This is a genomic window from Mesorhizobium hunchu (genome assembly GCF_040081975.1).
Lineage (GTDB): Bacteria > Pseudomonadota > Alphaproteobacteria > Rhizobiales > Rhizobiaceae > Mesorhizobium > Mesorhizobium hunchu.
Genome location: NZ_JBEBMG010000020.1, coordinates 1 through 20,646 on the forward strand (window position 1 = coordinate 1; position 20,646 = coordinate 20,646).

The window sequence follows — 20,646 nt, forward strand, 5'->3', positions numbered from 1 at the left end:
TCATGGGCGCCCTCGTCGCCGCCAGGCGCAACCCCGTCCTCAAAGCCTTCCGCGACAGGCTGGTCATGGCCGGAAAGCCGAAAATGGTGGCCATCATCGCCGTCGCCCGAAAGCTCCTCACCATCCTCAACGCCATCATCCGGGACCAAAAGCCGTGGCAACCAACTTGATTTCCAAGACAGTCGCTCCCCACAAAGGGAAGGGAGACGCAGACGCTGCCGTTTTCGCCACGGACGATCGAAGCCTGCGAGCTGTGATAGAGCCGCAAGATCCCCCTCCCCCTTATGGGGAGGGGTTAGAGGTGGGGGTGCGCCGCCACCTGCCGTTCTATGCAAGGGTGCCGCCCCTCAGTTCGACTGGGCGTCGTCGCCGTAGACGTCGAAGTCGAAATACTTCTTGGTGATCTCGGCGTATTTACCGTTGGCGCGGATGTCCTTGATACCGGCGTTGATCTTGTCCTTCAGCTCGGTGTCGCCCTTGCGCACACCGGCGCCGACGCCGGGGCCGAGCACTTCGAGGTCGGGCGCGACATCGCCTTTCATGTCGCAGCAGGCCTTGCCCTCATCGCTCTTGAGAAAGGCATCGAGCGCGATCGCGTCGGCCTGGGTGGCGTCGATGCGCCCGGCTGCCAGATCCTGGTTGGCCTCGTCCTGCGTCTGGTATTCCTTGATCTCCGAAGCGCTGTCGCCGAAGTGCTTCTTGGCGTAGGCGGCATGCACGGTGGAAACCTGGACACCGAGGATCTTGCCCTTCAGGCCCTCGGGCGTCGCGTCGAACTTCTGGTCCTTGGCGCCGACGATGGCGGTCGGCGTGTTGTAGTACTTGTCGGAGAAGTCGATCTCCTTCTTGCGCTCGTCGGTGATCGACATCGAGTTCATGATGGCGTCGATCTTCTTGGCCTTGAGCGCCGGGATGAGGCCGTCCCACGGAATCGGGGTGAGCACGCAATCGAGCTTCTGGTCCTCGCAGATCGCCTTGACGATCTCGACCTCCCAGCCGCCCCAGTTGCCGGAAGCGTCCTGCTGGTAGAAGGGCGGATAGGCTTCCGGCGAGAAGCCGACCTTGACCTGCTCGGCCTGAGCCGAGGCCGCGCCGGCCAGCGCGAACGTGGCGGCCGCGACGGCCGCTTTCAGAAATGTCTTCATGATGGTGCTCCCGTTGTCATGGTTTCGCAGTTCCCGTCCGGATCGATGCCCGATTCGTTCTTGTCATCCCACATTGCGCAGGAATTGCTGCAGCCGCTCGGATTTCGGCTGGCCGAATATCTGTTCGGGCGGGCCTTCCTCCTCGACCAGCCCGTTGTAGAGGTAGACGACATGGCTCGCGACCTCGCGGGCGAACTTCATCTCGTGCGTGACCAGCACCATCGTGCGGCCCTCGCGCGCCAGGTCGCCTATGACCTTGAGCACCTCGCCCACCAGTTCGGGGTCGAGCGCCGAGGTCGGCTCGTCGAACAGCATGACGCGCGGCTGGATGGCGAGCGCGCGGGCGATCGCGCCGCGCTGCTGCTGGCCGCCCGAGAGGAAGGCCGGATAGACATCGCGCTTCTCGGCCAGCCCGACGCGATCGAGCAGCTTTTCGGCGGTGGCGACCGCCTCGTCGCGCCTCACGCCCAGCACATGCACCGGAACTTCGATGACGTTCTCCAAAAGCGTCATGTGGCTCCACAGGTTGAAAGTCTGGAACACCATGCCGAGGCGCGAGCGGATGCGCTCGATCTGACGCCGGTCGGCCGGCGCGGTGTGGCCGTGGCTGTCGGCCTTGAGCCTGATCTCCTCGCCGTTGACGCGGATGATGCCGCTGGTCGGATTCTCCAGGCAGTTGATGCATCTCAGCAGCGTCGACTTGCCGGACCCCGAGCCGCCGATGATGGCGACCACCTCGCCGTCGCGCGCCGACAACGACACGCCCTTGAGGACGTGGAGTTCGCCGAACTTCTTGTGCAGGTTCTCGACGTGAATGGCTTCGGCAGCCTCCGAAGGCGCCTCGTTCGCAGCGGCCGTTGCAACGCCGGCTGATGTCATCACGTTCGCCCCGCCGAGGCCCGGGAAGCCACTGATCTCATTATGCGGCGCTCTACCCCGGTCCGGTCCATGCCCACCTGTTCTTACCTTGAACCCGACCGTGCGGGCTCGTCAATGGCTTGCATTACGGCACTTGCGGCGTTGTTATGCAAGCGTATAAATAGCGCCGCATGAAATTTTCCGTGATTTTTTCAGACCCCGAGGAAGAGAGATGAGCGCTTTCGGAGCACAGTCCATGGCCGCGCCGCTGAGGCGCGTCCTGATGCGGTCGGCCGGCAACGCGATGCGCGATGCCGACCGCGCCGCGTGGCATTACGGACCCGGCTTCGACCCCGCGAAAGCCGCTGCGCAGCATGAGGCGCTCACGCGAATGGTGGCGAATTCCGGCGCCACGGTCGAATGGATCGAGGACAGGGCCGACGGGCTGGCGGACTCGGTCTTCACCCACGATCCGTCGCTGATGACGAACCGCGGTGCGCTGATCCTGTCGATGGGCAAGGCGCTGCGCCATCCCGAACCCGCCCTGCACGAGGAGACCTACAAGCGCCTCGGCATCCCGGTGCTCGGCCGGGTCGAGGCGCCCGGCCAAGTCGAAGGCGGCGACTGCGTGTGGATCGACGACAGGACGCTGGCCATCGGCCGCGGCGTGCGCACCAACCAGGCCGGCATCCAGCAGGTCTCCAACATCCTCTCGCCGCTCGGCGTCGAGGTCTACGGCTTCGACCTTCCTCTGTGGCAGGGCGAGGAGGCTTGTCTGCACCTGATGTCGGTGATCAGCCCGCTGGCGGACGATCTCGCGCTGGTGTTCGCGCCGCTGCTGCCGGCGGCGTTCTACCAGATGCTGCGGGCGCGTGGCATCGCGCTGGTCGACGGCGACGCCGGCGAGTTCCACGCCTCCAACGGCCTCAGCCTCAACGTGCTGCCGACCAGCCCGCGCCAGGTGATCGCCGTCGCCGGCTTCCCCAAGACGAAGGCGGCGATGGAAGCAGCCGGCTGCACGGTCGAGACCTTCGAGGCGGATGCGCTGTGCATCGCCTGCGAAGGCGGGCCGACCTGCCTGACCCGGCCGATCCTGCGGCAATGAGCGAGGCCGCGCGGCGCAAATTCCGGCGCGAAGGCGAGGAGCGGCGCCGGCAGGACCTGATCGAGGCGACGCTGGACTGCGTCGCCGAGAAAGGGCTCAAGGGCGCCACGGTGCGCGCCATCGCCTTGCGCGCCGGCGTGACCGCCGGCCTCATCCGGCACTACTTTCCCGGCAAGGAGGACCTTCTGCAGGCCGCCTATTCGACGCTGATGGATCGCATGACCGAGCAGGCCAAGGCGGCGCTCGACATGCAGGGCGCCGATCCGCGCCGCCGTCTCGCTGCCTTCGTCGAGGCCAACCTCGCCCCGCCCGTCGTGGACGTGCGGACCTTTTCGCTGTGGGCCGGCTTCATCGGCCGCGTCCACAGCGATCCGGCGCTGGCCAGCGCGCACCGCGACTCCTATCTCGGCTTCCGCGACGAGGTCGAGGCGCTGGTGGCTGAAGTGCTGCGCGGCGAGGGGCGACTTGCCGGCAAGGCGACGCTGCAACGCCACGCCATCGCCATCAACGCCGTCATCGACGGATTGTGGATCGAGGGATGCCTGGCCGGCGACATCTTCGCTTCCGGCGAACTCGCCGGCATCGGCAAGGACTCCGTCGAGACCCTTCTCGGCCTTGAAAAACACACCGGGGATACATCCGCATGAGCACGACCGAACCCAGGACGACAGTGGGGGAAGCCCTCATCCATCTCCTCGAAGTCCACGGCGTCGACACCGTGTTCGGGATTCCGGGGGTGCATACGGTCGAGCTCTATCGCGGACTGGCGCGCTCGAACATCCGCCACGTGACGCCGCGCCACGAACAGGGCGCGGCTTTCATGGCCGACGGCTATGCGCGCGCCTCGAGCCGGCCGGGCGTCGCCTTCGTCATCACCGGCCCGGGGCTGACCAATGCCGTCACCGCCATGGGACAGGCGCGCGCGGATTCGGTGCCCATGCTGGTCGTCTCCGGCGTCAACGCCATGCCGACGCTCGGCAAGGGTCTGGGCTACCTGCACGAATTGCCGGACCAGCGCGGCATGATGGAGAAGGTGGCGCTGTCTTCCACCCGCGTCACCAGCCCTGAGGACCTGCCGGAGGCGCTGGCCCGCGCCTTCGCCCTGTTTTCGTCGGCGCGGCCGGGGCCGGTACATATCGAGATCCCGACGGATGTCATGGTCAAGCCGGCTAACAGTATCGCGCCTGCGCCGCGCAACAGCGCCACCCCCCTGCCCGATCCGGCGGCCGTCGCCAAGACGGCCCGGATAGCGATGCAGTCGCGCAAGCCGCTCATCCTGGCCGGCGGCGGCGCCAAGGAAGCGGAAGCGGCATTGCGCGCGCTGGCCGAGCGCCTCGACGCCCCGGTGGTCGAGACCGCCAACGCGCGCGGCCTGATGCACGGCCATGCGCTGACCGTGCCGGCCAGCCCGAGCCTGAAGGCTGTTCGCCGGCTCATGGCCGAGGCCGACTTCGTGATCGCCGCCGGAACCGAATTCGGCCCGACCGACTACGACATGTACGGCGACGGCGGATTGGTCGTGCCGGCCAACCTGGTGCGCATCGACATCGACGCCGCACAGCTCGCGCGCCGGCCGGCGACCGTGGTGATCGAAGCGGATTGCCAAGCCGCGCTAGAGGCGCTGCTCGATGCAATCGAGGCTTTGCCTGCATCGCCGGAGTCTCTATCCGGCGCCTCGCGCGCCAGCGCCACGCGCGAAGCAGCCTGGGCGGAGATCGGACCTGCGTTGCAGACGCAGGCGCGGGCCGTGGAAACGATCCGCGACGCGCTGCCAGGCGCGATCATCGTGGGCGATTCGACCCAGCCGGTCTACGCCGCCAACCTCTACTACGACCACGACCGGCCGGGCGGCTGGTTCAACGCGGCGACCGGCTTCGGCGCGCTGGGCTATGGTCCTCCCGCGGCGATCGGCGCCGCGCTGGCCGTGCCCGATGCGCCGGTCGTGTGCCTGACCGGCGACGGCGGCTTCCAGTTCACCCTGCCCGAAATCGGCGCCGCGCTCGACGCCGGCGCCAACGTCATCTTCGTGGTGTGGAACAACCGCGGCTACCGCGAGATCGAAACGTCGATGCGCGAGGTCGGCGTCGAGCCGGTCGGCGTGTCGCCGGCGCCGCCCGATTTCCTGAAGCTGGCCGACGCCTACGGCATTGCGGCGGAACGGTTGGCGACCATCGACGAGCTGCCGGCCGCGCTCGCCCGCGCAAAAGCCGCGCAAAAGCCGCGCATCATCGAAATTTCGGTTGAGTGAGAAACCAAAAGGCGCGAGGTTCGCGCCGGGGTGGCAACAGGACTGGAGCGCAATGACGGTTTTGGCGGGCAAGCATATCGTGATCACCGGCGGCACGGGGCAACTCGGCAGCGCGGTGGTGGCGCAGCTTCTGGAGGCCGGCGCGATCTGCCATGTGCCCAACAGCCATGCCGAGGCGCCCGGACATTTTCCGTTCGCCGCGCATGAGCGCGTGCGCCTCGCACACAACGTCTATCTGGCGGACTCACCGGCTGTCGATGAGTTCTACCGCGCGGTGCCGGATCTGTGGGCCTCGATCAATCTTGCCGGCGGCTTTGCCAAGGCGGCGTTCGACAAGACGGAATCGGCGTCCTTCGCCGAGATGATGGAAACCAACGTCCGCACCACCTTCCTGTGCAGCCGGGCGGCAGTGCGCGCCATGCTGGCGTCCGGCACCGGAGGTCGCATCGTCAACGTCTCGGCCCGGCCGGGGCTCGATCCGCGCCGTGGCGGCGGCATGGTCGCCTACGCCACCAGCAAAGCGGCGGTCGCGGCGATGACGGTAGCGCTGGCCGAAGAGGTGAAGGGCAAGGGCATCCTCGTCAACGCAGTCGCCCCCTCGACGCTCGACACCGCCTCCAACCGCGCCGAAATGCCGGACGCCGACGCCGCCAAATGGGTCAGCCTCGGGGCGGCGGCGGAAGCCATCGTCTACCTCGCCTCCCCGCAGAACCAGGCGATGAGCGGCGCGGTGGTGCCGATCTACGGAAACGCGTAGCGGTTCGGTCCGCCGCTGTCCGGCGTCCATCGGCGCTGCCTCACCCGCCTGCAGGTGTCCTCTCGTGGCCGGCAACGGGTAATCGCGACGAAAATTCCTGCACGATACCCCCACCCCCTAACCCCTCCCCGCAAGGGGAGGGGGATTCTGCGGCGGCGCCTTGATGCGCCGGCGTTGGTCATTTCACGCGAGACGGCGGTGTCGGCGTTCCCCTCCCCCTTGAGGGGAGGGGTTAGGGGTGGGGGTATCTTGCCGCCGGAATTGCATATGCGGTTGCCCTGCCTTGCGCGAGGATCAGGATTCCCTGTCGTCGAAAGACGATGGCCGTGCCACCGCAAAAAAGACCCGCCGGATCGCTCCGGCGGGTCTTTGTCTTCCGGCGTCGCGCCGTCGAAAACGGCGCGACCGTTAGGATCAAGGCTTAGCTGCCGCCCTGCTTCTTCAGCGCGGCGCCCAGGATGTCGCCCAGCGAAGCGCCGGAGTCGGTCGAACCGTACTGCGCGACGGCTTCCTTCTCTTCGGCGATCTCCAGCGCCTTGATGGAGACCTGCAGCTTGCGGGTCTTCTTGTCGTAGGCGATGACGCGGGCATCGACCTTCTGGCCGACGGAGAAACGCTCGGGGCGCTGCTCGTCGCGGTCGCGGGAGAGGTCGGAACGCTTGATGAAGGAGTCCAGGCCGCTCTCGACCAGCCGCACCTCGATGCCGCCGTCCTTGATGCCGGTCACTTCGCAGGTCACCACGGCGTTCTTGCGCAGTTCGCCGGAAGCGGCGGCGTCGCCGGCCGCGTCACGCTCGAGCTGCTTGATGCCGAGCGAGATGCGCTCCTTCTCGACATCGACGTCGAGCACCTGGGCGCGGACCATCTGGCCCTTCTGATACTCCTCGATGACCTGCTCGCCCGGACGGTTCCAGTCGAGGTCGGAGAGGTGCACCATGCCGTCCACGTCGCCGTCGAGGCCGATGAACAAGCCGAACTCGGTCTTGTTCTTGACCTCGCCCTCGACCTGGCTGCCGACCGGATGGCTGCGGGCAAAGGCTTCCCACGGATTCTCCAGCGTCTGCTTCAAGCCCAGCGAGATGCGGCGCTTCGCCGGATCGACCTCGAGCACGACCACGTCCACTTCCTGCGAGGTGGAGAGGATCTTGCCGGGATGAACGTTCTTCTTCGTCCACGACATTTCCGAGACGTGGATGAGGCCTTCGATGCCCGGCTCCAGCTCGACGAACGCACCGTAGTCGGTGATGTTGGTGACGGTGCCGCGGATCTTCTTGCCGATCGGGAACTTGGTGCCGATGTCGTTCCACGGATCGCTCTCGAGCTGCTTCATGCCCAGCGAGATGCGGTGCGTCTCCTGGTTGATGCGGATGATCTGGACCTTGACCGTCTGGCCGATGTTGAGGATCTCAGTCGGATGGTTGACGCGGCGCCATGCCATGTCGGTGACGTGCAGCAGGCCGTCGATGCCGCCGAGGTCAACGAACGCACCGTAGTCGGTGATGTTCTTGACCACGCCCTCGACCACCTGACCCTCTTCGAGGTTCTGGACAATCTCCGAGCGCTGCTCGGCGCGGCTTTCTTCGAGCACGGTGCGGCGCGAGACGACGATGTTGCCGCGACGGCGATCCATCTTGAGGATCTCGAAGGGCTGCGGGTTGTGCATGAGCGGGGTGACGTCGCGGATCGGACGGATGTCGACCTGAGACCGCGGCAGGAAGGCCACGGCGCCGTCCAGATCGACGGTAAAGCCGCCCTTGACCTGGTTGAAGATGACGCCTTCGACGCGCTCGCCCTTGTTGAACTTCTCTTCAAGCCGGACCCAGCTCTCTTCGCGGCGGGCCTTCTCGCGCGACAGCATCGCCTCGCCCAGCGCGTTCTCGATGCGCTCGACATAGACCTCGACCGTGTCGCCGACCTTGAGGCCGCCTTCCTTGGCGTCCTTGCCCTTGGCGCCGAATTCCTTCAGCGGCACGCGGCCTTCGACCTTGAGACCGACGTCGATGATGGCCATGTCCTTCTCGATCGCGGTGACGAGACCGCGCACGACCTGGCCTTCGCCCGAATGGCCGGGCGAGAATGATTCTTCCAGCATGCTCGCGAAATCATCGCGAGTGGGGGTAGCTACAGACATATGTTCTCCTGAAAGCCCCGTACCGGGGCGGCGCCGTGGGTTAGCGTTGCGTTCGGCCTGCCGGCGTTCCGGGACTTTTTTCAAAAGACCCTGGGGCCGCCTCTGGCGGCAAATCCGGCGCATTCAAGAATGCTGGCAGGCTGGTTTCACCTGATATGGGCATTTCGCCTGACGTCTCCAATCGGAGACGGCGACAAAAGACCGGTCAGGCCTCATTCCCTCCGGCAAGGACCTCTTCGACGATGGCCCGCGCCGCCTGGAACGCGGCCTCTATATCCATTTCGCTCGTATCGAGCAAGTGCGCGTCCTCAGCCGGCCTCAGCGGCGAGTCGGCGCGCCCCATGTCGCGCTCGTCGCGGCGCTCGATATCGGCGAGGATGGTGGCGAAATCCCCGGAACCGTCATTGGCCTCGATCTCGGCCAGCCGGCGGCGCGCCCGTACCGCCGCGCTCGCCGTGACATAGAGCTTTACCCTCGCCTCAGGACACACCACCGTGCCGATGTCGCGCCCGTCCAGCACCGCGCCGTCCGGCCGTGCGGCGAAGGCCCGCTGTTTCTCGACCAGAATCCTGCGCACTTCGGGAATGACCGCGACCTTCGAGGCCGCCTCGCCGACGGCATGAGCCGACAGCACCGTGCGATCGAGCGCCGTCAGGTCAACGCGCCTCGCCGCCTCGACCGCATGCGGCGCATCGCCCAGCGGCCAGCCCTTGGCGATCAGCATATGCGCGACGGCGCGGTAGGTGAGCCCGGTATCGAGATGCGGCAGGTGGTAATAATCCGCCAGCCGTCGCGCCAGCGTACCCTTGCCGGCGCCCGCCGGGCCGTCGATCGCGATGAGAAGGGGGCGAGACATGGGCGCGGTTGAAGCGGAAGGAAGGGGAAAAGGCAAGCGTCGCCAGAAAATCTTTCCACGCCCTTGCAATCTCCCCCGATACTTGGCGCGCCCGAACAGGAGGCCGCAATGGAGGAATGGGAGACAGGCTGGAGCCGCGATGTGCTGGAGCGCATCGTGGCGCTGCTGTTTTCTCTCGCCGACATTGCCGATATCGCCGCCGGGCTTCCTGCCCCCCGCCGCCGGCACATCCTCGGCATTCTGAGCGTCGGCGAGACCGAGGCGTGGGCCTTCCTTATCGGCACGGCTCCCGGAACGCCGGCCCCGACAGATGCGCTGGACAGTGCCGGCGACGCGGAGCGCCTCGCGGCGCGCCTGCGGACGCTGGCGCTGCTGCTCATCGTCATGTTGTTGCAGCGGTTCGAGCAGCCTGGCGCGGTTGATCTGCTAACCGATCGTGAAACGCCTGCTCGGCAGGCGGGCCGGCTGGCATCGTTGGCCGCGCCCGACACTTCATAGGGCCGCGCCAGCGACAGAACTCGGCGTCGTCCCTACCGCTGCCGAGCATCCCCTCGGATCTTGCCTCTCGCAGGCCGGGAGCATTTCTTGACAATGGCCGGACGGACGAAAATCCGGGCGCGGCAACGGTGACGCGCGCCGGTCTCCTCCCCTCGCGGAAGGGGCACCGACGCATTTTCTAGACCACGATGTTTTCGAGCTTTTTGGCGATCAGAGCGGCGAGCCGCGCGGCAACCTCGTCCTTGGACAGTTCGGGCCATTCCTCGACACCGGCTCTGGAAACGATGCGCACGCGGTTGCGCGCGCCGCCCATGACGCCGCCCTCGATCCCCGTGCCGTCGGTTCCCCCGTCGGTCGACACGTCATTGGCGACGATGATGTCGGCGCCTTTCTTTTTCAGTTTCGCCTCGGCGTTCTTCAGCAGGTCCTGCGTTTCGGCGGCGAAGCCGACGACGAGGCGCGGCCTTTCCGCGTGGTGGCCGACGCCGGCGAGGATATCCGGGTTCTCCACCATGCGGAGCGCCGGCGGCCCCTCGCCCGCCAGCTTCTTGATCTTCTCGCCGGCCTCGTCGGCGGTCCGCCAGTCCGCCACGGCGGCGACGAAAACGGCGGCGTCGGCCGGCAGCAACGCCTCGACGGCATCGCGCATCTCCACCGCGCGCTCGACATGGAGCGTGGTCACGCCCGCCGGGTCGGGAATAGAGACAGGGCCGGAGACGAGCCGTACATCCGCGCCGAGCCTCGCCAGTGCGGCCGCGATCGCGTGGCCCTGCCTGCCCGAGGAGCGGTTGGCGATGTAGCGGACCGGGTCGATCGGTTCGTGCGTCGGCCCGGAGGTGACGATGATCTTCTTTCCCGCCAGCGGCTTCGGCCGACCATCAAGCAGAGCCTCGACGGCTGCGACGATCTCCAGCGGCTCGGCCATGCGGCCCTCGCCCGCCTCACCGCTCTCGGCCATCTCACCCTTGCCAGGCCCGACGAAACGGACGCCGTCCTTTTCCAGTGTCGCGCGGTTGCGCCGCGTCGCCGGATGCGCCCACATTTTCGGGTTCATCGCCGGCGCCATCAGCACAGGGCGGTCGCTCGCCAGCAGGATCGCGGAGGCAAGGTCGTCGGCGAGCCCATTGGCCAGCTTGCCCATCAGGTCGGCGGTCGCCGGGGCGACGAGGATCACGTCGGCCTCGCGGGCGAGCCTTATATGGCCGACGTCCTGCTCATCCTGCCGGTCGAACAGGTCGGTGAAGACATGGTCGGCCGCCAGCGCGCCGACGGAAAGCGGCGTGACGAAATGCTGCGCGGCCTCCGTCATCACCGGTCGCACCGCAGCGCCCCGCTCACGCAGCCGGCGGATCAGGTCGAGCGCCTTGTAGGCGGCGATGCCGCCGCCAATGACGAGCAGAATGCGCCTGGCCGAAAGGGTCATGTCGCCGCGATTTCCCATGGATTGAAAATCTCGATGCCGCAATGCTCAAAATCGGCGACATTTCGCGTGGCGACGGCAAACCCATGAGACGCGGCGATTGCCGCAATCTGTCCGTCCAGTTCTTTCAAGGGCCTGCCCGCCTTACGCCGGCGTGCGGATATTCTCCCATAGAAGAGCGCATCTTCGTCCATGAAACCCAGAATCGGCGTCACGATCCGTTCCGCAAAAAAAGTTTGCATCGTCCCCGCCAAGGCCTGTTTGCGCTTTCCGTCGGGCAGAAGCGCCAGGCCATAGAACAACTCAGCTTTTGTTATGGCCGTCACGTATATTGTATTGATGGCCTGTTTCCGCAGCCAAGCTGCCACCTGCATGTCCACAAAAGGTTTCATGGCCTCCGACACAACATTCGTGTCGGCGATTATCATTCCCAATCCTTGAAGGGCGGATCGCGCTCGGCAACACTTCTTGGCGGAATATCGAGATCGAAGCCTCCGTGAGGCTCGACCAGGTCACGGATCGCATCGTAAAGATTGGTGAATTGCATGGCCTTGCGAGGTCGCATTGCCGCCTGCCTTACCACCCGACGCAATTCCTCCTCCAGCGACACGCCGTTCTGTGCGGCGACAATCTTCAGCTGTTTCTTGATATCGTCCTCGACGTTGCGGATCGTGAGCGTGGCCACAAAAGCCTCCATCTGGAAGCTTTCAATGTAGGCATTGCCTGCAATGCAGTCAATCAAGCCACCTTCCAGGCGATCCACACCAGCGTCAGCGCAATCAGCCACAGCGCCACGCGGCCCCAACGCGCCGCGCGCGCCTCCGCCTTGCCGATCGAGCGCGCCGTCTCTTCCTCGAAGCGCAGGCCGCGCTCGGTCATCAGTTCCAGCTCGCGCGAGATGTGCTCGGCGCGGATCGCCAGTTCCGGCGCCTGCCGCGCCAGCGACAACAGGGCGGACAGGCCGTCGCGGGCATCGACCAGCAGGCCTTTGGGACCCAGATTGTCGCGGATCCAGTCGCCGACGACCGGCTCGGCCGTCTTCCACATGTTGAAGGCGGGATCGAGCGTGCGCGCCACGCCTTCCACCACCACCATGGTCTTTTGCAGAAGCACCAGTTCGGGGCGGGTCTGCATGTCGAACAGTTCCGTCACCTCGAACAGGAGGGTCAGCAGCCGCGCCATCGAAATCGTCTCGGCCGGCTGGCCATGGATCGGCTCGCCGATGGCGCGGATCGCCTGCGCGAAGGCCGCGACGTCGTGCTTGCGCGGCACGTAGCCGGCCTCGAAATGGACCTCCGCCACGCGCAGATAGTCGCGGGTGATGAAGCCGTAGAGGATTTCTGCGAGGAAGCGGCGCTCCTTCTTGCCGAGCCGCCCGGCAATGCCGAGGTCGACCGCGACGATGGTGCCGTCGGCCTCGACGAACAGGTTTCCCGGGTGCATGTCGGCATGGAAGAAGCCGTCGCGCAGCGTGTGACGCAGGAAGGATTGGATCAGGTTGGCAGCGATCGCCTTGAGGTCGTGGCCGGCGGCGGCCAGCCCTCCGACGTCGTTCATCTTGACGCCGTCGACCCATTCGAGCGTCAGCACGTCGCGCCCGGTGCGCTCCCAATCGACGGCGGGCACGCGAAAACCCGGATCATCGGCCGTGTTCTCGCCAAGCTCCGAAAGGGCCGCGCCTTCCAGCCGCAGATCCATCTCGATCTTGGTGGTCTGCGCCAGCGTCTCGGTGACCTCGACGGGCCTCAGCCGCCTGGCCGAAGGGATGAAGCGCTCCTGCAGCCGGGCGGCGAGGAAGAAGCTTTCGAGGTCGTTCTGGAAACGGCGGCGCACGCCGGGGCGGATCACCTTGACGGCGACCTTCTTCGGTCCGTCCGGATGCTCCACTTCGGCCGGATGCACCTGCGCGATCGACGCAGCCGCCACCGCATCGCCCAGGCTGACGTAGAGCGCGCCGACGGGACGGCCGAGCGAGCCTTCTATCGCGTCCACGGCCGCTGCCTTCGGGAAGGTCTGCATCTTGTCCTGCAGCATGGCGAGGTCGACGGCGATGTCGTTGCCGACCACGTCCGGCCGCGTCGCCAGGAACTGGCCGAGCTTGACGTAGGAGGGGCCGAGCCTGGACACCGCACGAGCCAGGCGGTCGCTACGCCCGCGCCGCAGGGCCCTGCGACGCGCAAGCAGGCGGGCCACGCGCCAGCCAAGCTTCGGCGCGCCGGAAAGCTCGTCGCCCGGCATGGCGGCGACCACGCCTTCGCGCACCAGCACCCAGCCGGCCCGCATCAGGCGAAAGGCGGCGATGACGGAACTCATTCGGCCTGTTCCCGAAAAACGCGACCGCTCAAAGCTTCCAGCCCGAATGCAGGGCCGCGATGCCGCCGCTGTAATTGCGGAAGGCGACGCGTTCGAAGCCGGCGCGGGCGATCATGGCGGCGAAATTGTTCTGGTCGGGAAACTTCCTGATCGATTCCACCAGATAGGAATAGGGTTCGCCGTCGCCCGTCACCATCTTGCCGATGCCGGGAATTGCCTTGAACGACCACGCCTCGTAGGCCTTGTCGAGAAGCGGCATGTCGACGGCCGAGAATTCGAGGCAAAGGAGGCGCCCCCCGACCTTCAGCACGCGGAACGCTTCCGCCAGCGCCACCTCGATGCGCGGCACGTTGCGAATGCCGAAGGCGATCGTGTAGGCGTCGAACGTGTTGTCGGGGAAGGGCAGTTCCTCGGCATTCGCCTCGACGAAATCGACATGCGGCGCGAGGCCGTTCTTCTCGGCCCGGTCGCGACCGACGGACAGCATCGAACCGTTGATGTCGAGCACGGTGGCGTGCGCCTGCCGGCCGCTCGCCTCCAGGATGCGGAAGGCGACGTCGCCGGTGCCGCCGGCCACGTCCAACACCTTCCAGCCGGGCCGTTTCGGCGGATTGAGCCAAGCGACCAGGGCATCCTTCCACAACCGGTGCAGACCGCCCGACATCAGGTCGTTCATCAGGTCGTAGCGGTTGGCGACCTTGTGGAAGACGTCGTTGACCAGCGGCTGCTTCTCGCCGGCCGCGACACTCTTGAAGCCATATGACGTTTCCATCCCGCCCGCGGCGGTCGTCCTTGCATCCGACATGATCGCTGTCCGTCACAAAATCGGCGCGACCATAGCCGATCAGGATACCGGGCGCTATTGTTTAAGGCGCGGTGTTCGGCCGCGCGCACGACCACCGCACAGGACGACCGCATGCCCCTGAAAGCCGAGCTGCATTGTCATATCGAGGGGGCAGCATCGCCCGATCTGGTGATCCGGCAGGCAAGGAAATACGGCGCAGACCCCTCTCCCTTCATTCGCGACGGCGCCTTTGTCTGGCACGATTTCACGTCCTTCCTGGCGGCCTACGACTTTTCCGCCGGGCTGTTCCGTTCCGAAGAGGACTATGCGCTGCTGGCCGACCACTACCTGACCGCGCTCGCCCGCGACGGCGCGATCTATTCGGAAATCTTCATCTCGCCCGACCACGCCGCGCGCGCCGGCCTGTCGCCGAAGGCCTATGCGGACGCGCTCGGCGAGGGCATCGCCCGCGCCGGCGCCAGAACCGGCATCGAGGGGCGCATGATCGTGGTCGGCCTGCGCCATGTCGGCGTCGAGGCGATCGAGAAGGCGGCGCGCTTCGCCGCCCGCTGCGGCAATCCTCGCGTCACCGGCTTCGGCGTCGCCGGCGACGAGCGCACGGGCGAGATGGAGGACTATGTGCGTGCCTTCGAGATCGCGCGAGAAGCCGGGCTCGGCATCACCATCCATGCGGGCGAGCTGACGGGCTGGGAGACCGTCGCCGCCGCGCTCGACCATATCCGCCCGTCGCGCATCGGCCACGGCGTGCGGGCGATCGAGAACCCCGATCTCGTCAGGCGCATCGCCGACCAGGGCATCGTGCTGGAATGCTGCCCGGGCTCGAACATCGCGCTCAACGTGTTCGCGGATTTCGCAAGCCATCCCTTCCCGGCGCTGAAGGCCGCCGGCTGCAAGGTGACGCTGAATTCCGACGACCCGCCGTATTTCCGCACGTCGCTCGCCCGTGAATATGCGATCGCCGCCGACCATTTCGGCCTGAACGAGAAGGCGCTCGCCGCCGTTACCCGCACGGCGATCGAGGCGGCTTTCGTCGACAGGAGGACGAAGGCGGCCCTGCTGGCGCGGCTGAATACGAAACGGTGAATGGGCTCGATCGGGCGGCGTCACGGTCCTGCCAACTGTGGACCCGAGCGTCCTTCGTCCGACAAGGACTCGCCAAACCACTCACCATTCACTATTCACCATTGATCACTCTCGTTGCCGGAGCACACGCATGCAGGGCGTCACCGTCGTCGACCACCCCCTCGTCCAGCACAAGCTTTCCATCATGCGCAACAAGGAGACCTCGACGGCCGGCTTCCGGCGGCTGCTGCGCGAGATATCGCTGCTTCTCGGATACGAGGTGACACGCAATCTCGAACTGACGACGACGAAGATCGAGACGCCCATGGAAACGATGGACGCGCCGATCCTGGAGGGCAAGAAGCTGGTTTTCGCTTCGGTACTGCGCGCCGGCAACGGCCTGCTGGAAGGGCTGCTGGATCTGGTTCCCGCCGCCCGCGTCGCCCATATCGGCCTCTATCGTGACCACGACACGCTGGAGGCGGTGGAATATTTCTTCAAGGCGCCGAGCGATCTCGCCGACCGGCTCATCATCGTCGTCGACCCTATGCTCGCCACCGCCAACTCGGCCATCGCCGCCATCGACAAGCTGAAGGCGCGCGGCGCCACCAACATCCGGTTCCTGTGCCTGCTGGCCGCGCCCGAGGGTATAGAGCGCTTCACGACCGCGCATCCCGACGTGCCGGTGTTCACAGCCTCCATAGACCGGGGGCTGAACGAGAAGGGTTACATCATGCCGGGCCTCGGCGATGCCGGTGACCGCATGTACGGCACGAAGTAGCCGGCGCCGCGGCATCGGGGCTTGTCTCAAAGCGAGACGGATTCTCCGGACGCCACTTACCCCCCGTTAAGCGAAGCGCAAGTTTTCGGGCCGTCCAGCCGATCGTCGAGCGGCCGTTAATCCGTCGCATAGCGCGCTGCGGTAGCATGAAGGCACAATCGAGGCCGTTTCATGCTGCGCAAGGTTCTCCTGCTGGGCGTTTTCTTGGGGAGCACCGGGGCTCTGCCGGTTCTCTACCAGTCCAACCCGCATTTCTTCGAGGCCGTCATGCAAACGGCTGCCAACGGGTCGTCCGGGACGCAGGCGGCGCCGGAGATGGCGCTGGCCTCGGTCGAGCCGCAGCGGCAACAGGCGCTGGGCCGCACCGTTCTCGTGCCGCCGGACGATCGCGGCCACTTCGTCGCGGCCTTCAGGATCAACGGACGCCAGACCAACGCGATGATCGACACCGGCGCGACGGTGGTGGCGCTCAACCTGTCGACGGCGCGCAAGGCCGGCATCTCGATCAGCCCCGGCGACTTCACGCAGCAGGTCCAGACCGCCAACGGGACGGTCAAGGTCGCGGCCGTCGAAATTCGCGACCTTACCATCGGAAGGATCGCGCTCAAGGACGTGCAGGCGGTGGTGCTCGAAGACAGGGCGCTGCAGACCAATCTCGTCGGCATGAGCTTTCTCAAGCGCCTCGACAAGTTCGAGGTCGAGGACGGCAGCCTGCTTCTGGCGCAGTAGCCATTGGGCGATCAGGCCGCCTCTTCGGCGCCACCCCGGAAATGGCTGGGCGGCGCGCCGATGACGCGCTTGAAGGCCCGGCTGAACGCGGCTTCGGACTCGTAGCCCAGCCGCGTCGCCGCGACCGCGATCCTCACCCTATCCCGTATCAGCCATTGCCTCGCCTGGTACATGCGGACCTGCGTGACGTATTTGAGTGGCGGCTGCCCCACCACGGAGGTGAACCGCTCGGCAAATCCCGACCGCGACGCGCCCATCACGCGGGCGAGTTCCTCGACGGTCCAGCCGCGCATCGGATCAAGATGGATGGCCGCCAGAACGCGCCCGAGATCGCGATCCCTGACCGCCGCAACCCAGCCGCTGGAATCGCTGCAGCCGCATTCCACCCAGGTGCGGATGACGGTTGCGGCCAGCACGTCGGCGAGGCGGGCCAGGATGCCGCCCGAGCCGATGCGATCCATCGCCACCTCACGCCCCATGGCCGCGAGGAGATGCGGGATACCCGGCTCGAAGGCCTCGAGCCGCTTGGTGTGCATGACATCGGGCATCATGCCGAGAAGCGGGTGGGCGCTGTCGACATTGAAATGCATGGTGCCGAAGAACAGCAGCGTCGCGGGCGGGCAGCCGTCGTCACAATTGGAAAGGCAATAGACGTCCCGGCAGATCTTCGCCGTGTCGTAGTCGGCGATCGAGCGCGGCTCCACGTCCGGCCCGCTGGCCAGCACATGCACATGGCCGCGCGGCAGCAGCACGGCGTCGCCGGCTTCCAGCGCGACCCAGTCGCCGTCCGGCTGCTTCAGCCAGCAACCGCTGCGGCCGATGAAATGGAATCGCGCGGCGGCCTGCGCCGGAAACGCCACGCCCCACGGTTTGCGGAACTCGCAGCGGCCATACTCGACGCCGTCGAGGCGCAGGCCGCGCAATATGTCCGTCAGCGGGTCGCCAGTGACGAAAAATTTGGACGAACGATCATTCATACTGGATTCCATAACATAGAAACTCCAGAAAGCGCCACCCATGTTTCGCTCCTGATTTCAACGGAGCTTCCCGATGAGCGAAACAGCGATCCTTTCCGCCGACGCGGCGGCCCTTGCTGCGGCGGAACCGCAGGAACGGACCGAACCGGCGTGGCCTGCCGTCTTTTCAATGGCGCTCGGCGTCTTCGGCCTGGTGACGACGGAGTTCCTTCCCGCCAGCCTGCTGACGAAACTGTCGGCGGATCTGGGCATCAGCGAAGGGGCGGCCGGCCAGACTGTAACGGCGACGGCGGTCGTCGCGGCCATCGCGGCCCCGGCGCTGGCAATCGTCACCAAACGCATCGACCGCCGGCTGGTGATGTGGGGGCTGATGACCCTGCTCGTGCTGTCCAACCTGCTCGCGGCCTTCGCCTGGTCGCTGCCGGTGCTGCTGGCTGCCCGCGTGATCCTCGGCGTCGCGCTCGGCGGATTCTGGTCGATGTCGGGAGCGATCGCCATGCGGCTGGTGCCGGAATCCCTGCTGCCGCGCGCCATGTCGATCATCCTGACCGGCGTGTCGGTCGCGACCGTTTGCGCCGCGCCCGTCGGCGCCTATGTCGGGGACCTGTGGGGCTGGCGCGCCACCTTCCTGATCGCAGCCGTGATCGGGGCGATCACCCTTCTGGTCCAGCTCGTCACCATGCCGCGCCTGCCGGCGAGCGGCGTCTCGGGCATCCGCGCGCTGGCCGAGACCGCAGCTAATCCCATGATCCGTCTCGGCCTTGTCGCCATTCTGCTGGTGGTGTCCGGCCATTTCGCCGCGTTCACCTATATGCGCGCGTTCCTGGAGCAGGTGACGATGCTCGACATCGAAAAAGTGTCGCTGGTGCTGCTCGCCTTCGGGATCGCAGGGTTCTTCGGCAACCTCGCCGGCGGCGCGGTCGCGGGGCGCAACCTGAAGGCCGCCATGAGCCTGGCGCCGCTTCTGATGGCGATCGCGGCCGCCGTTCTGTTCCTCGGCGGCGCCTCGCCGGTCGTTGCCGCCATCGGCGTGACGCTGTGGGGCTTCGCCTTCGGCGCGTTGCCGGTCAGCGTGCAGACCTGGATGATCAGCGCCGCGCCTGATCAGGCCGAAAGCGCCGGCGGGCTGATGGTCACTGCCTTCCAGGTGGCCATCGCGACCGGCGCGGTGCTGGGCGGCCTCCTGGTGGACAATTGGAGCGTAGCCAGTCCGGTCGCCTATTTCGTGCTGGCGGCGTTCGCCGTCGCAGTGATCATGACGGCACGGGCGCCGCGCCGGATGGCCTGACGCTCCGAGGCAAGCTGCGGTTGCTGCGACGCCTCAGCCCCGCGGGGCGATGCGCCGCAGTACCGCCTTGTCGCCCGGCGGCCGCGCCGGGCCTGTCGCGTAGGCGGCCCGCACCGCGCGCACGGCCGCCTCCGCATCCATATCGGTGCGCGCATGGACCAGCGCCAGCACGTCACCGGCCCTGACCTGCGCGCCGATCGGCAGGATGCGGCTCAGGCCTACGGCCGGGTCGATGCTGTCGTCCGGTGACCGGCGACCGCCGCCCAGCGCGACGACCGCGAGTCCGAGTTCGCGTGTTGCAATCCCGGTGACGAATCCGTCCTCGATTGCCGTCACGGCGCGCTCGACGGGAGCAGTGGCAAGATATTTTTCGGAGCGCTCCACGAAATCCGTCGGCCCGCCGAGCGCCGCCACCATGCGGCCGAAGACCGTCGCGGCGCGGCCGGTGGCGAGCGCCTCGGCGGCACGCTCCAGCCCGTCGCGGTTGGAAGCGGCCAGCTCCGCCGATTGCAGCATTTCGGCAGCGAGCGCCAGCGTCACCTCTTCCAGCCTCTTGTCGCGGCGTCTGCCGGTGAGGAAGTCGACGGCGTTCCTCACCTCCAGCGCATTGCCGGCGGCCGACGCCAGCGGCTCGCTCATGCCCGTCACCAGCGCCGTCGTCCTGAGACCGGCGCCCGTTGCCACCTCGACCAGGCTGGACGCCAGCGCGGCAGCGTCGCGCGGGCGCTCCATGAAGGCGCCGTTGCCGACCTTGACGTCGAGGACCAGCGAGCCAAGGCCGGCGGCGAGTTTCTTGGACAGGATCGACGCCGTGATCAGGGGCACCGATTCTACCGTCGCGGTCACGTCGCGGATGGCGTAGAGCCGCCTGTCCGCCGGCGCCAGGTCGCCGGTCTGGCCGATGATGGCGCAGCCGGTCTCCAGCACTGTCCTGCGCAAACGGGAAAGGTCCGGCTGGCTGACATAGCCGGGAATGGAATCCATCTTGTCCAGCGTGCCGCCGGTGTGGCCGAGCCCCCTGCCGGAAATCATCGGCACATAGGCGCCGCAAGCCGCCACGATCGGCGCCAGCATGAGGGAAACATTGTCGCCGACGCCGCCGGTCGAATGCTTGTCGGTGACCGGACCGGGCAGATCCGACCAGTCGAGCACCCGGCCGGAATCGCGCACCGCCAGCGTCAAAGCCACCGCCTCGTCGCGGCTCATGCCGCTGAAGAAGACGGCCATGGCGAGGGCAGCCACCTGGCCGTCCGTGATCGTGCCGTCGCTGACGCCGGCGACGAAGGCAGCGATGTCGCCCGCCGACAGCTTGTGGCCGTCGCGCTTCCTGCGGATGATCTCCTGCGGGAGCATCTAGTTTCCCTCCCCCTTGAGGGGAGAGCCATCGCACATGGAGCTTCCGTCGATCTCGGCAGCTCGGTACCCCCACCCCTGTCCCCTCCCCACAAAGGGGAGGGAGACGCTGACGTCGCCGTTTCGCCCGAAACTGCGAATGTCGGCATGTTGTGGCATTGCCAAGGAATCCCCCTCCCCTTTGTGGGGAGGGGTTAGGGGTGGGGGTGCGACGCCATATGCGATGATCTTGCGCTTGAGGGAAGGGTGTCGAGAGAGGCCGCCCAAGGCAGTGCAGCAATCTTCTTCCGCACCAACCTGGTGAAGGTTACCTCTCCCGC

20 protein-coding genes and 1 pseudogene are annotated in these 20,646 nt (G+C 66.7%); 10 read left to right on the top strand and 11 right to left on the bottom strand.

What is annotated here, in order from left to right:
- Positions 1–170 (top strand): annotated as a pseudogene (locus ABMA46_RS20795) (IS110 family transposase); the annotation flags it as partial.
- 177 nt (positions 171–347) lie between these two features.
- Here ABMA46_RS20795 and ABMA46_RS20800 read toward each other — a convergent pair.
- Positions 348–1,145 carry a transporter substrate-binding domain-containing protein gene (locus ABMA46_RS20800; protein ID WP_349001913.1) on the bottom strand — a complete coding sequence of 266 codons (798 nt, stop codon included), beginning with the start codon at positions 1,143–1,145 and terminating at the stop codon, positions 348–350.
- A 63-nt stretch (positions 1,146–1,208) separates the two neighbouring features.
- Positions 1,209–2,024 carry an ABC transporter ATP-binding protein gene (locus tag ABMA46_RS20805; RefSeq protein WP_349001914.1) on the bottom strand — a complete coding sequence of 272 codons (816 nt, stop codon included), beginning with the start codon at positions 2,022–2,024 and terminating at the stop codon, positions 1,209–1,211.
- 211 nt (positions 2,025–2,235) lie between these two features.
- Here ABMA46_RS20805 and ABMA46_RS20810 point away from each other — a divergent pair, with 211 nt between their 5' ends.
- From ABMA46_RS20810 to ABMA46_RS20825, 4 genes are read left to right on the top strand one after another with little or no spacing between them, the layout of a single operon-like run.
- On the top strand, positions 2,236–3,108 hold the full coding sequence (locus tag ABMA46_RS20810) for a dimethylarginine dimethylaminohydrolase family protein (RefSeq protein WP_349001915.1): 873 nt from the start codon (positions 2,236–2,238) through the stop codon (positions 3,106–3,108).
- Positions 3,105–3,755 carry a TetR family transcriptional regulator C-terminal domain-containing protein gene (locus tag ABMA46_RS20815; protein ID WP_349001916.1) on the top strand — a complete coding sequence of 217 codons (651 nt, stop codon included), beginning with the start codon at positions 3,105–3,107 and terminating at the stop codon, positions 3,753–3,755. Before ABMA46_RS20810 ends, ABMA46_RS20815 begins: the two co-directional genes overlap by 4 nt.
- On the top strand, positions 3,752–5,356 hold the full coding sequence (locus tag ABMA46_RS20820; RefSeq protein WP_349001917.1) for a 5-guanidino-2-oxopentanoate decarboxylase: 1,605 nt from the start codon (positions 3,752–3,754) through the stop codon (positions 5,354–5,356). Before ABMA46_RS20815 ends, ABMA46_RS20820 begins: the two co-directional genes overlap by 4 nt.
- 52 nt (positions 5,357–5,408) lie before the next feature.
- Positions 5,409–6,113: an SDR family NAD(P)-dependent oxidoreductase gene (locus tag ABMA46_RS20825; RefSeq protein WP_349001918.1), complete on the top strand. Its 705-nt coding sequence runs from the start codon at positions 5,409–5,411 to the stop codon at positions 6,111–6,113.
- 421 nt (positions 6,114–6,534) lie between these two features.
- Here the strand turns inward: ABMA46_RS20825 and rpsA are convergent, their stop codons facing one another.
- Both rpsA and cmk read right to left on the bottom strand, forming a co-directional pair.
- Positions 6,535–8,244 (bottom strand): 30S ribosomal protein S1, encoded by a 1,710-nt coding sequence (gene rpsA / locus ABMA46_RS20830; protein WP_349001919.1) that lies wholly within the window; start codon positions 8,242–8,244, stop codon positions 6,535–6,537.
- A gap of 205 nt (positions 8,245–8,449) precedes the next feature.
- A complete protein-coding gene (cmk, locus tag ABMA46_RS20835; RefSeq protein ID WP_349001920.1) occupies positions 8,450–9,100 on the bottom strand; it encodes a (d)CMP kinase in 651 nt (216 codons plus the stop codon).
- A gap of 108 nt (positions 9,101–9,208) precedes the next feature.
- Between cmk and ABMA46_RS20840 the strand changes: the two genes are divergently transcribed.
- The gene (locus ABMA46_RS20840; protein WP_349001921.1) at positions 9,209–9,598 is read left to right on the top strand and encodes a hypothetical protein; all 390 of its coding nucleotides are present in this window, start codon (positions 9,209–9,211) and stop codon (positions 9,596–9,598) included.
- A gap of 178 nt (positions 9,599–9,776) precedes the next feature.
- Here the strand turns inward: ABMA46_RS20840 and coaBC are convergent, their stop codons facing one another.
- Genes coaBC through ubiE form a run of 5 tightly spaced genes read right to left on the bottom strand, consistent with a single transcriptional unit; the run spans position 9,777 to position 14,136 of the window.
- Complete coding sequence (gene coaBC / locus ABMA46_RS20845; protein WP_349001922.1) at positions 9,777–11,021, bottom strand: bifunctional phosphopantothenoylcysteine decarboxylase/phosphopantothenate--cysteine ligase CoaBC; 1,245 nt, start codon at positions 11,019–11,021, stop codon at positions 9,777–9,779.
- Positions 11,018–11,446 carry a type II toxin-antitoxin system VapC family toxin gene (locus tag ABMA46_RS20850; protein ID WP_349001923.1) on the bottom strand — a complete coding sequence of 143 codons (429 nt, stop codon included), beginning with the start codon at positions 11,444–11,446 and terminating at the stop codon, positions 11,018–11,020. Before ABMA46_RS20850 ends, coaBC begins: the two co-directional genes overlap by 4 nt.
- A complete protein-coding gene (locus tag ABMA46_RS20855) occupies positions 11,443–11,760 on the bottom strand; it encodes a FitA-like ribbon-helix-helix domain-containing protein (RefSeq protein ID WP_349001924.1) in 318 nt (105 codons plus the stop codon). Before ABMA46_RS20855 ends, ABMA46_RS20850 begins: the two co-directional genes overlap by 4 nt.
- Entirely contained in the window at positions 11,757–13,331 is a 1,575-nt protein-coding gene (ubiB, locus tag ABMA46_RS20860) for a 2-polyprenylphenol 6-hydroxylase (protein ID WP_349001925.1), read from the bottom strand. Before ubiB ends, ABMA46_RS20855 begins: the two co-directional genes overlap by 4 nt.
- Positions 13,332–13,359: 28 nt before the next feature.
- Positions 13,360–14,136 (bottom strand): bifunctional demethylmenaquinone methyltransferase/2-methoxy-6-polyprenyl-1,4-benzoquinol methylase UbiE, encoded by a 777-nt coding sequence (gene ubiE / locus ABMA46_RS20865; protein WP_349001926.1) that lies wholly within the window; start codon positions 14,134–14,136, stop codon positions 13,360–13,362.
- 111 nt (positions 14,137–14,247) lie between these two features.
- Between ubiE and ABMA46_RS20870 the strand changes: the two genes are divergently transcribed.
- The 3 genes from ABMA46_RS20870 (at position 14,248) to ABMA46_RS20880 (ending at position 16,708) form a co-directional block, all read left to right on the top strand.
- Entirely contained in the window at positions 14,248–15,219 is a 972-nt protein-coding gene (locus ABMA46_RS20870; protein WP_349001927.1) for an adenosine deaminase, read from the top strand.
- A gap of 130 nt (positions 15,220–15,349) precedes the next feature.
- Positions 15,350–15,979 (top strand): uracil phosphoribosyltransferase, encoded by a 630-nt coding sequence (upp, locus tag ABMA46_RS20875; RefSeq protein WP_349001928.1) that lies wholly within the window; start codon positions 15,350–15,352, stop codon positions 15,977–15,979.
- A 171-nt stretch (positions 15,980–16,150) separates the two neighbouring features.
- Positions 16,151–16,708 (top strand): TIGR02281 family clan AA aspartic protease, encoded by a 558-nt coding sequence (locus tag ABMA46_RS20880; RefSeq protein WP_349001929.1) that lies wholly within the window; start codon positions 16,151–16,153, stop codon positions 16,706–16,708.
- A gap of 11 nt (positions 16,709–16,719) precedes the next feature.
- Here ABMA46_RS20880 and ABMA46_RS20885 read toward each other — a convergent pair whose 3' ends face one another.
- A complete protein-coding gene (locus tag ABMA46_RS20885; RefSeq protein WP_349001930.1) occupies positions 16,720–17,685 on the bottom strand; it encodes an AraC family transcriptional regulator in 966 nt (321 codons plus the stop codon).
- 73 nt (positions 17,686–17,758) lie between these two features.
- On the opposite strand from ABMA46_RS20885, the gene ABMA46_RS20890 reads away from it, so the two are divergent.
- Entirely contained in the window at positions 17,759–18,973 is a 1,215-nt protein-coding gene (locus ABMA46_RS20890; RefSeq protein WP_349001931.1) for an MFS transporter, read from the top strand.
- 33 nt (positions 18,974–19,006) lie between these two features.
- Here ABMA46_RS20890 and deoA read toward each other — a convergent pair whose 3' ends face one another.
- The gene (gene deoA / locus ABMA46_RS20895) at positions 19,007–20,326 is read right to left on the bottom strand and encodes a thymidine phosphorylase (RefSeq protein WP_349001932.1); all 1,320 of its coding nucleotides are present in this window, start codon (positions 20,324–20,326) and stop codon (positions 19,007–19,009) included.
- Between the last annotated feature and the right edge of the window lie 320 nt (positions 20,327–20,646).

Coding starts and splice junctions, on each gene's coding strand:
- ABMA46_RS20800 (WP_349001913.1), bottom strand. CDS start 1,145: ATGAAGACATTTCTGAAAGCGGCCGTCGCGGCCGCCACGTTCGCGCTG.
- ABMA46_RS20805 (WP_349001914.1), bottom strand. CDS start 2,024: ATGACATCAGCCGGCGTTGCAACGGCCGCTGCGAACGAGGCGCCTTCG.
- ABMA46_RS20810 (WP_349001915.1), top strand. CDS start 2,236: ATGAGCGCTTTCGGAGCACAGTCCATGGCCGCGCCGCTGAGGCGCGTC.
- ABMA46_RS20815 (WP_349001916.1), top strand. CDS start 3,105: ATGAGCGAGGCCGCGCGGCGCAAATTCCGGCGCGAAGGCGAGGAGCGG.
- ABMA46_RS20820 (WP_349001917.1), top strand. CDS start 3,752: ATGAGCACGACCGAACCCAGGACGACAGTGGGGGAAGCCCTCATCCAT.
- ABMA46_RS20825 (WP_349001918.1), top strand. CDS start 5,409: ATGACGGTTTTGGCGGGCAAGCATATCGTGATCACCGGCGGCACGGGG.
- rpsA (WP_349001919.1), bottom strand. CDS start 8,244: ATGTCTGTAGCTACCCCCACTCGCGATGATTTCGCGAGCATGCTGGAA.
- cmk (WP_349001920.1), bottom strand. CDS start 9,100: ATGTCTCGCCCCCTTCTCATCGCGATCGACGGCCCGGCGGGCGCCGGC.
- ABMA46_RS20840 (WP_349001921.1), top strand. CDS start 9,209: ATGGAGGAATGGGAGACAGGCTGGAGCCGCGATGTGCTGGAGCGCATC.
- coaBC (WP_349001922.1), bottom strand. CDS start 11,021: ATGACCCTTTCGGCCAGGCGCATTCTGCTCGTCATTGGCGGCGGCATC.
- ABMA46_RS20850 (WP_349001923.1), bottom strand. CDS start 11,446: ATGATAATCGCCGACACGAATGTTGTGTCGGAGGCCATGAAACCTTTT.
- ubiB (WP_349001925.1), bottom strand. CDS start 13,331: ATGAGTTCCGTCATCGCCGCCTTTCGCCTGATGCGGGCCGGCTGGGTG.
- ubiE (WP_349001926.1), bottom strand. CDS start 14,136: ATGTCGGATGCAAGGACGACCGCCGCGGGCGGGATGGAAACGTCATAT.
- ABMA46_RS20870 (WP_349001927.1), top strand. CDS start 14,248: ATGCCCCTGAAAGCCGAGCTGCATTGTCATATCGAGGGGGCAGCATCG.
- upp (WP_349001928.1), top strand. CDS start 15,350: ATGCAGGGCGTCACCGTCGTCGACCACCCCCTCGTCCAGCACAAGCTT.
- ABMA46_RS20880 (WP_349001929.1), top strand. CDS start 16,151: ATGCTGCGCAAGGTTCTCCTGCTGGGCGTTTTCTTGGGGAGCACCGGG.
- ABMA46_RS20885 (WP_349001930.1), bottom strand. CDS start 17,685: ATGAATGATCGTTCGTCCAAATTTTTCGTCACTGGCGACCCGCTGACG.
- ABMA46_RS20890 (WP_349001931.1), top strand. CDS start 17,759: ATGAGCGAAACAGCGATCCTTTCCGCCGACGCGGCGGCCCTTGCTGCG.
- deoA (WP_349001932.1), bottom strand. CDS start 20,326: ATGCTCCCGCAGGAGATCATCCGCAGGAAGCGCGACGGCCACAAGCTG.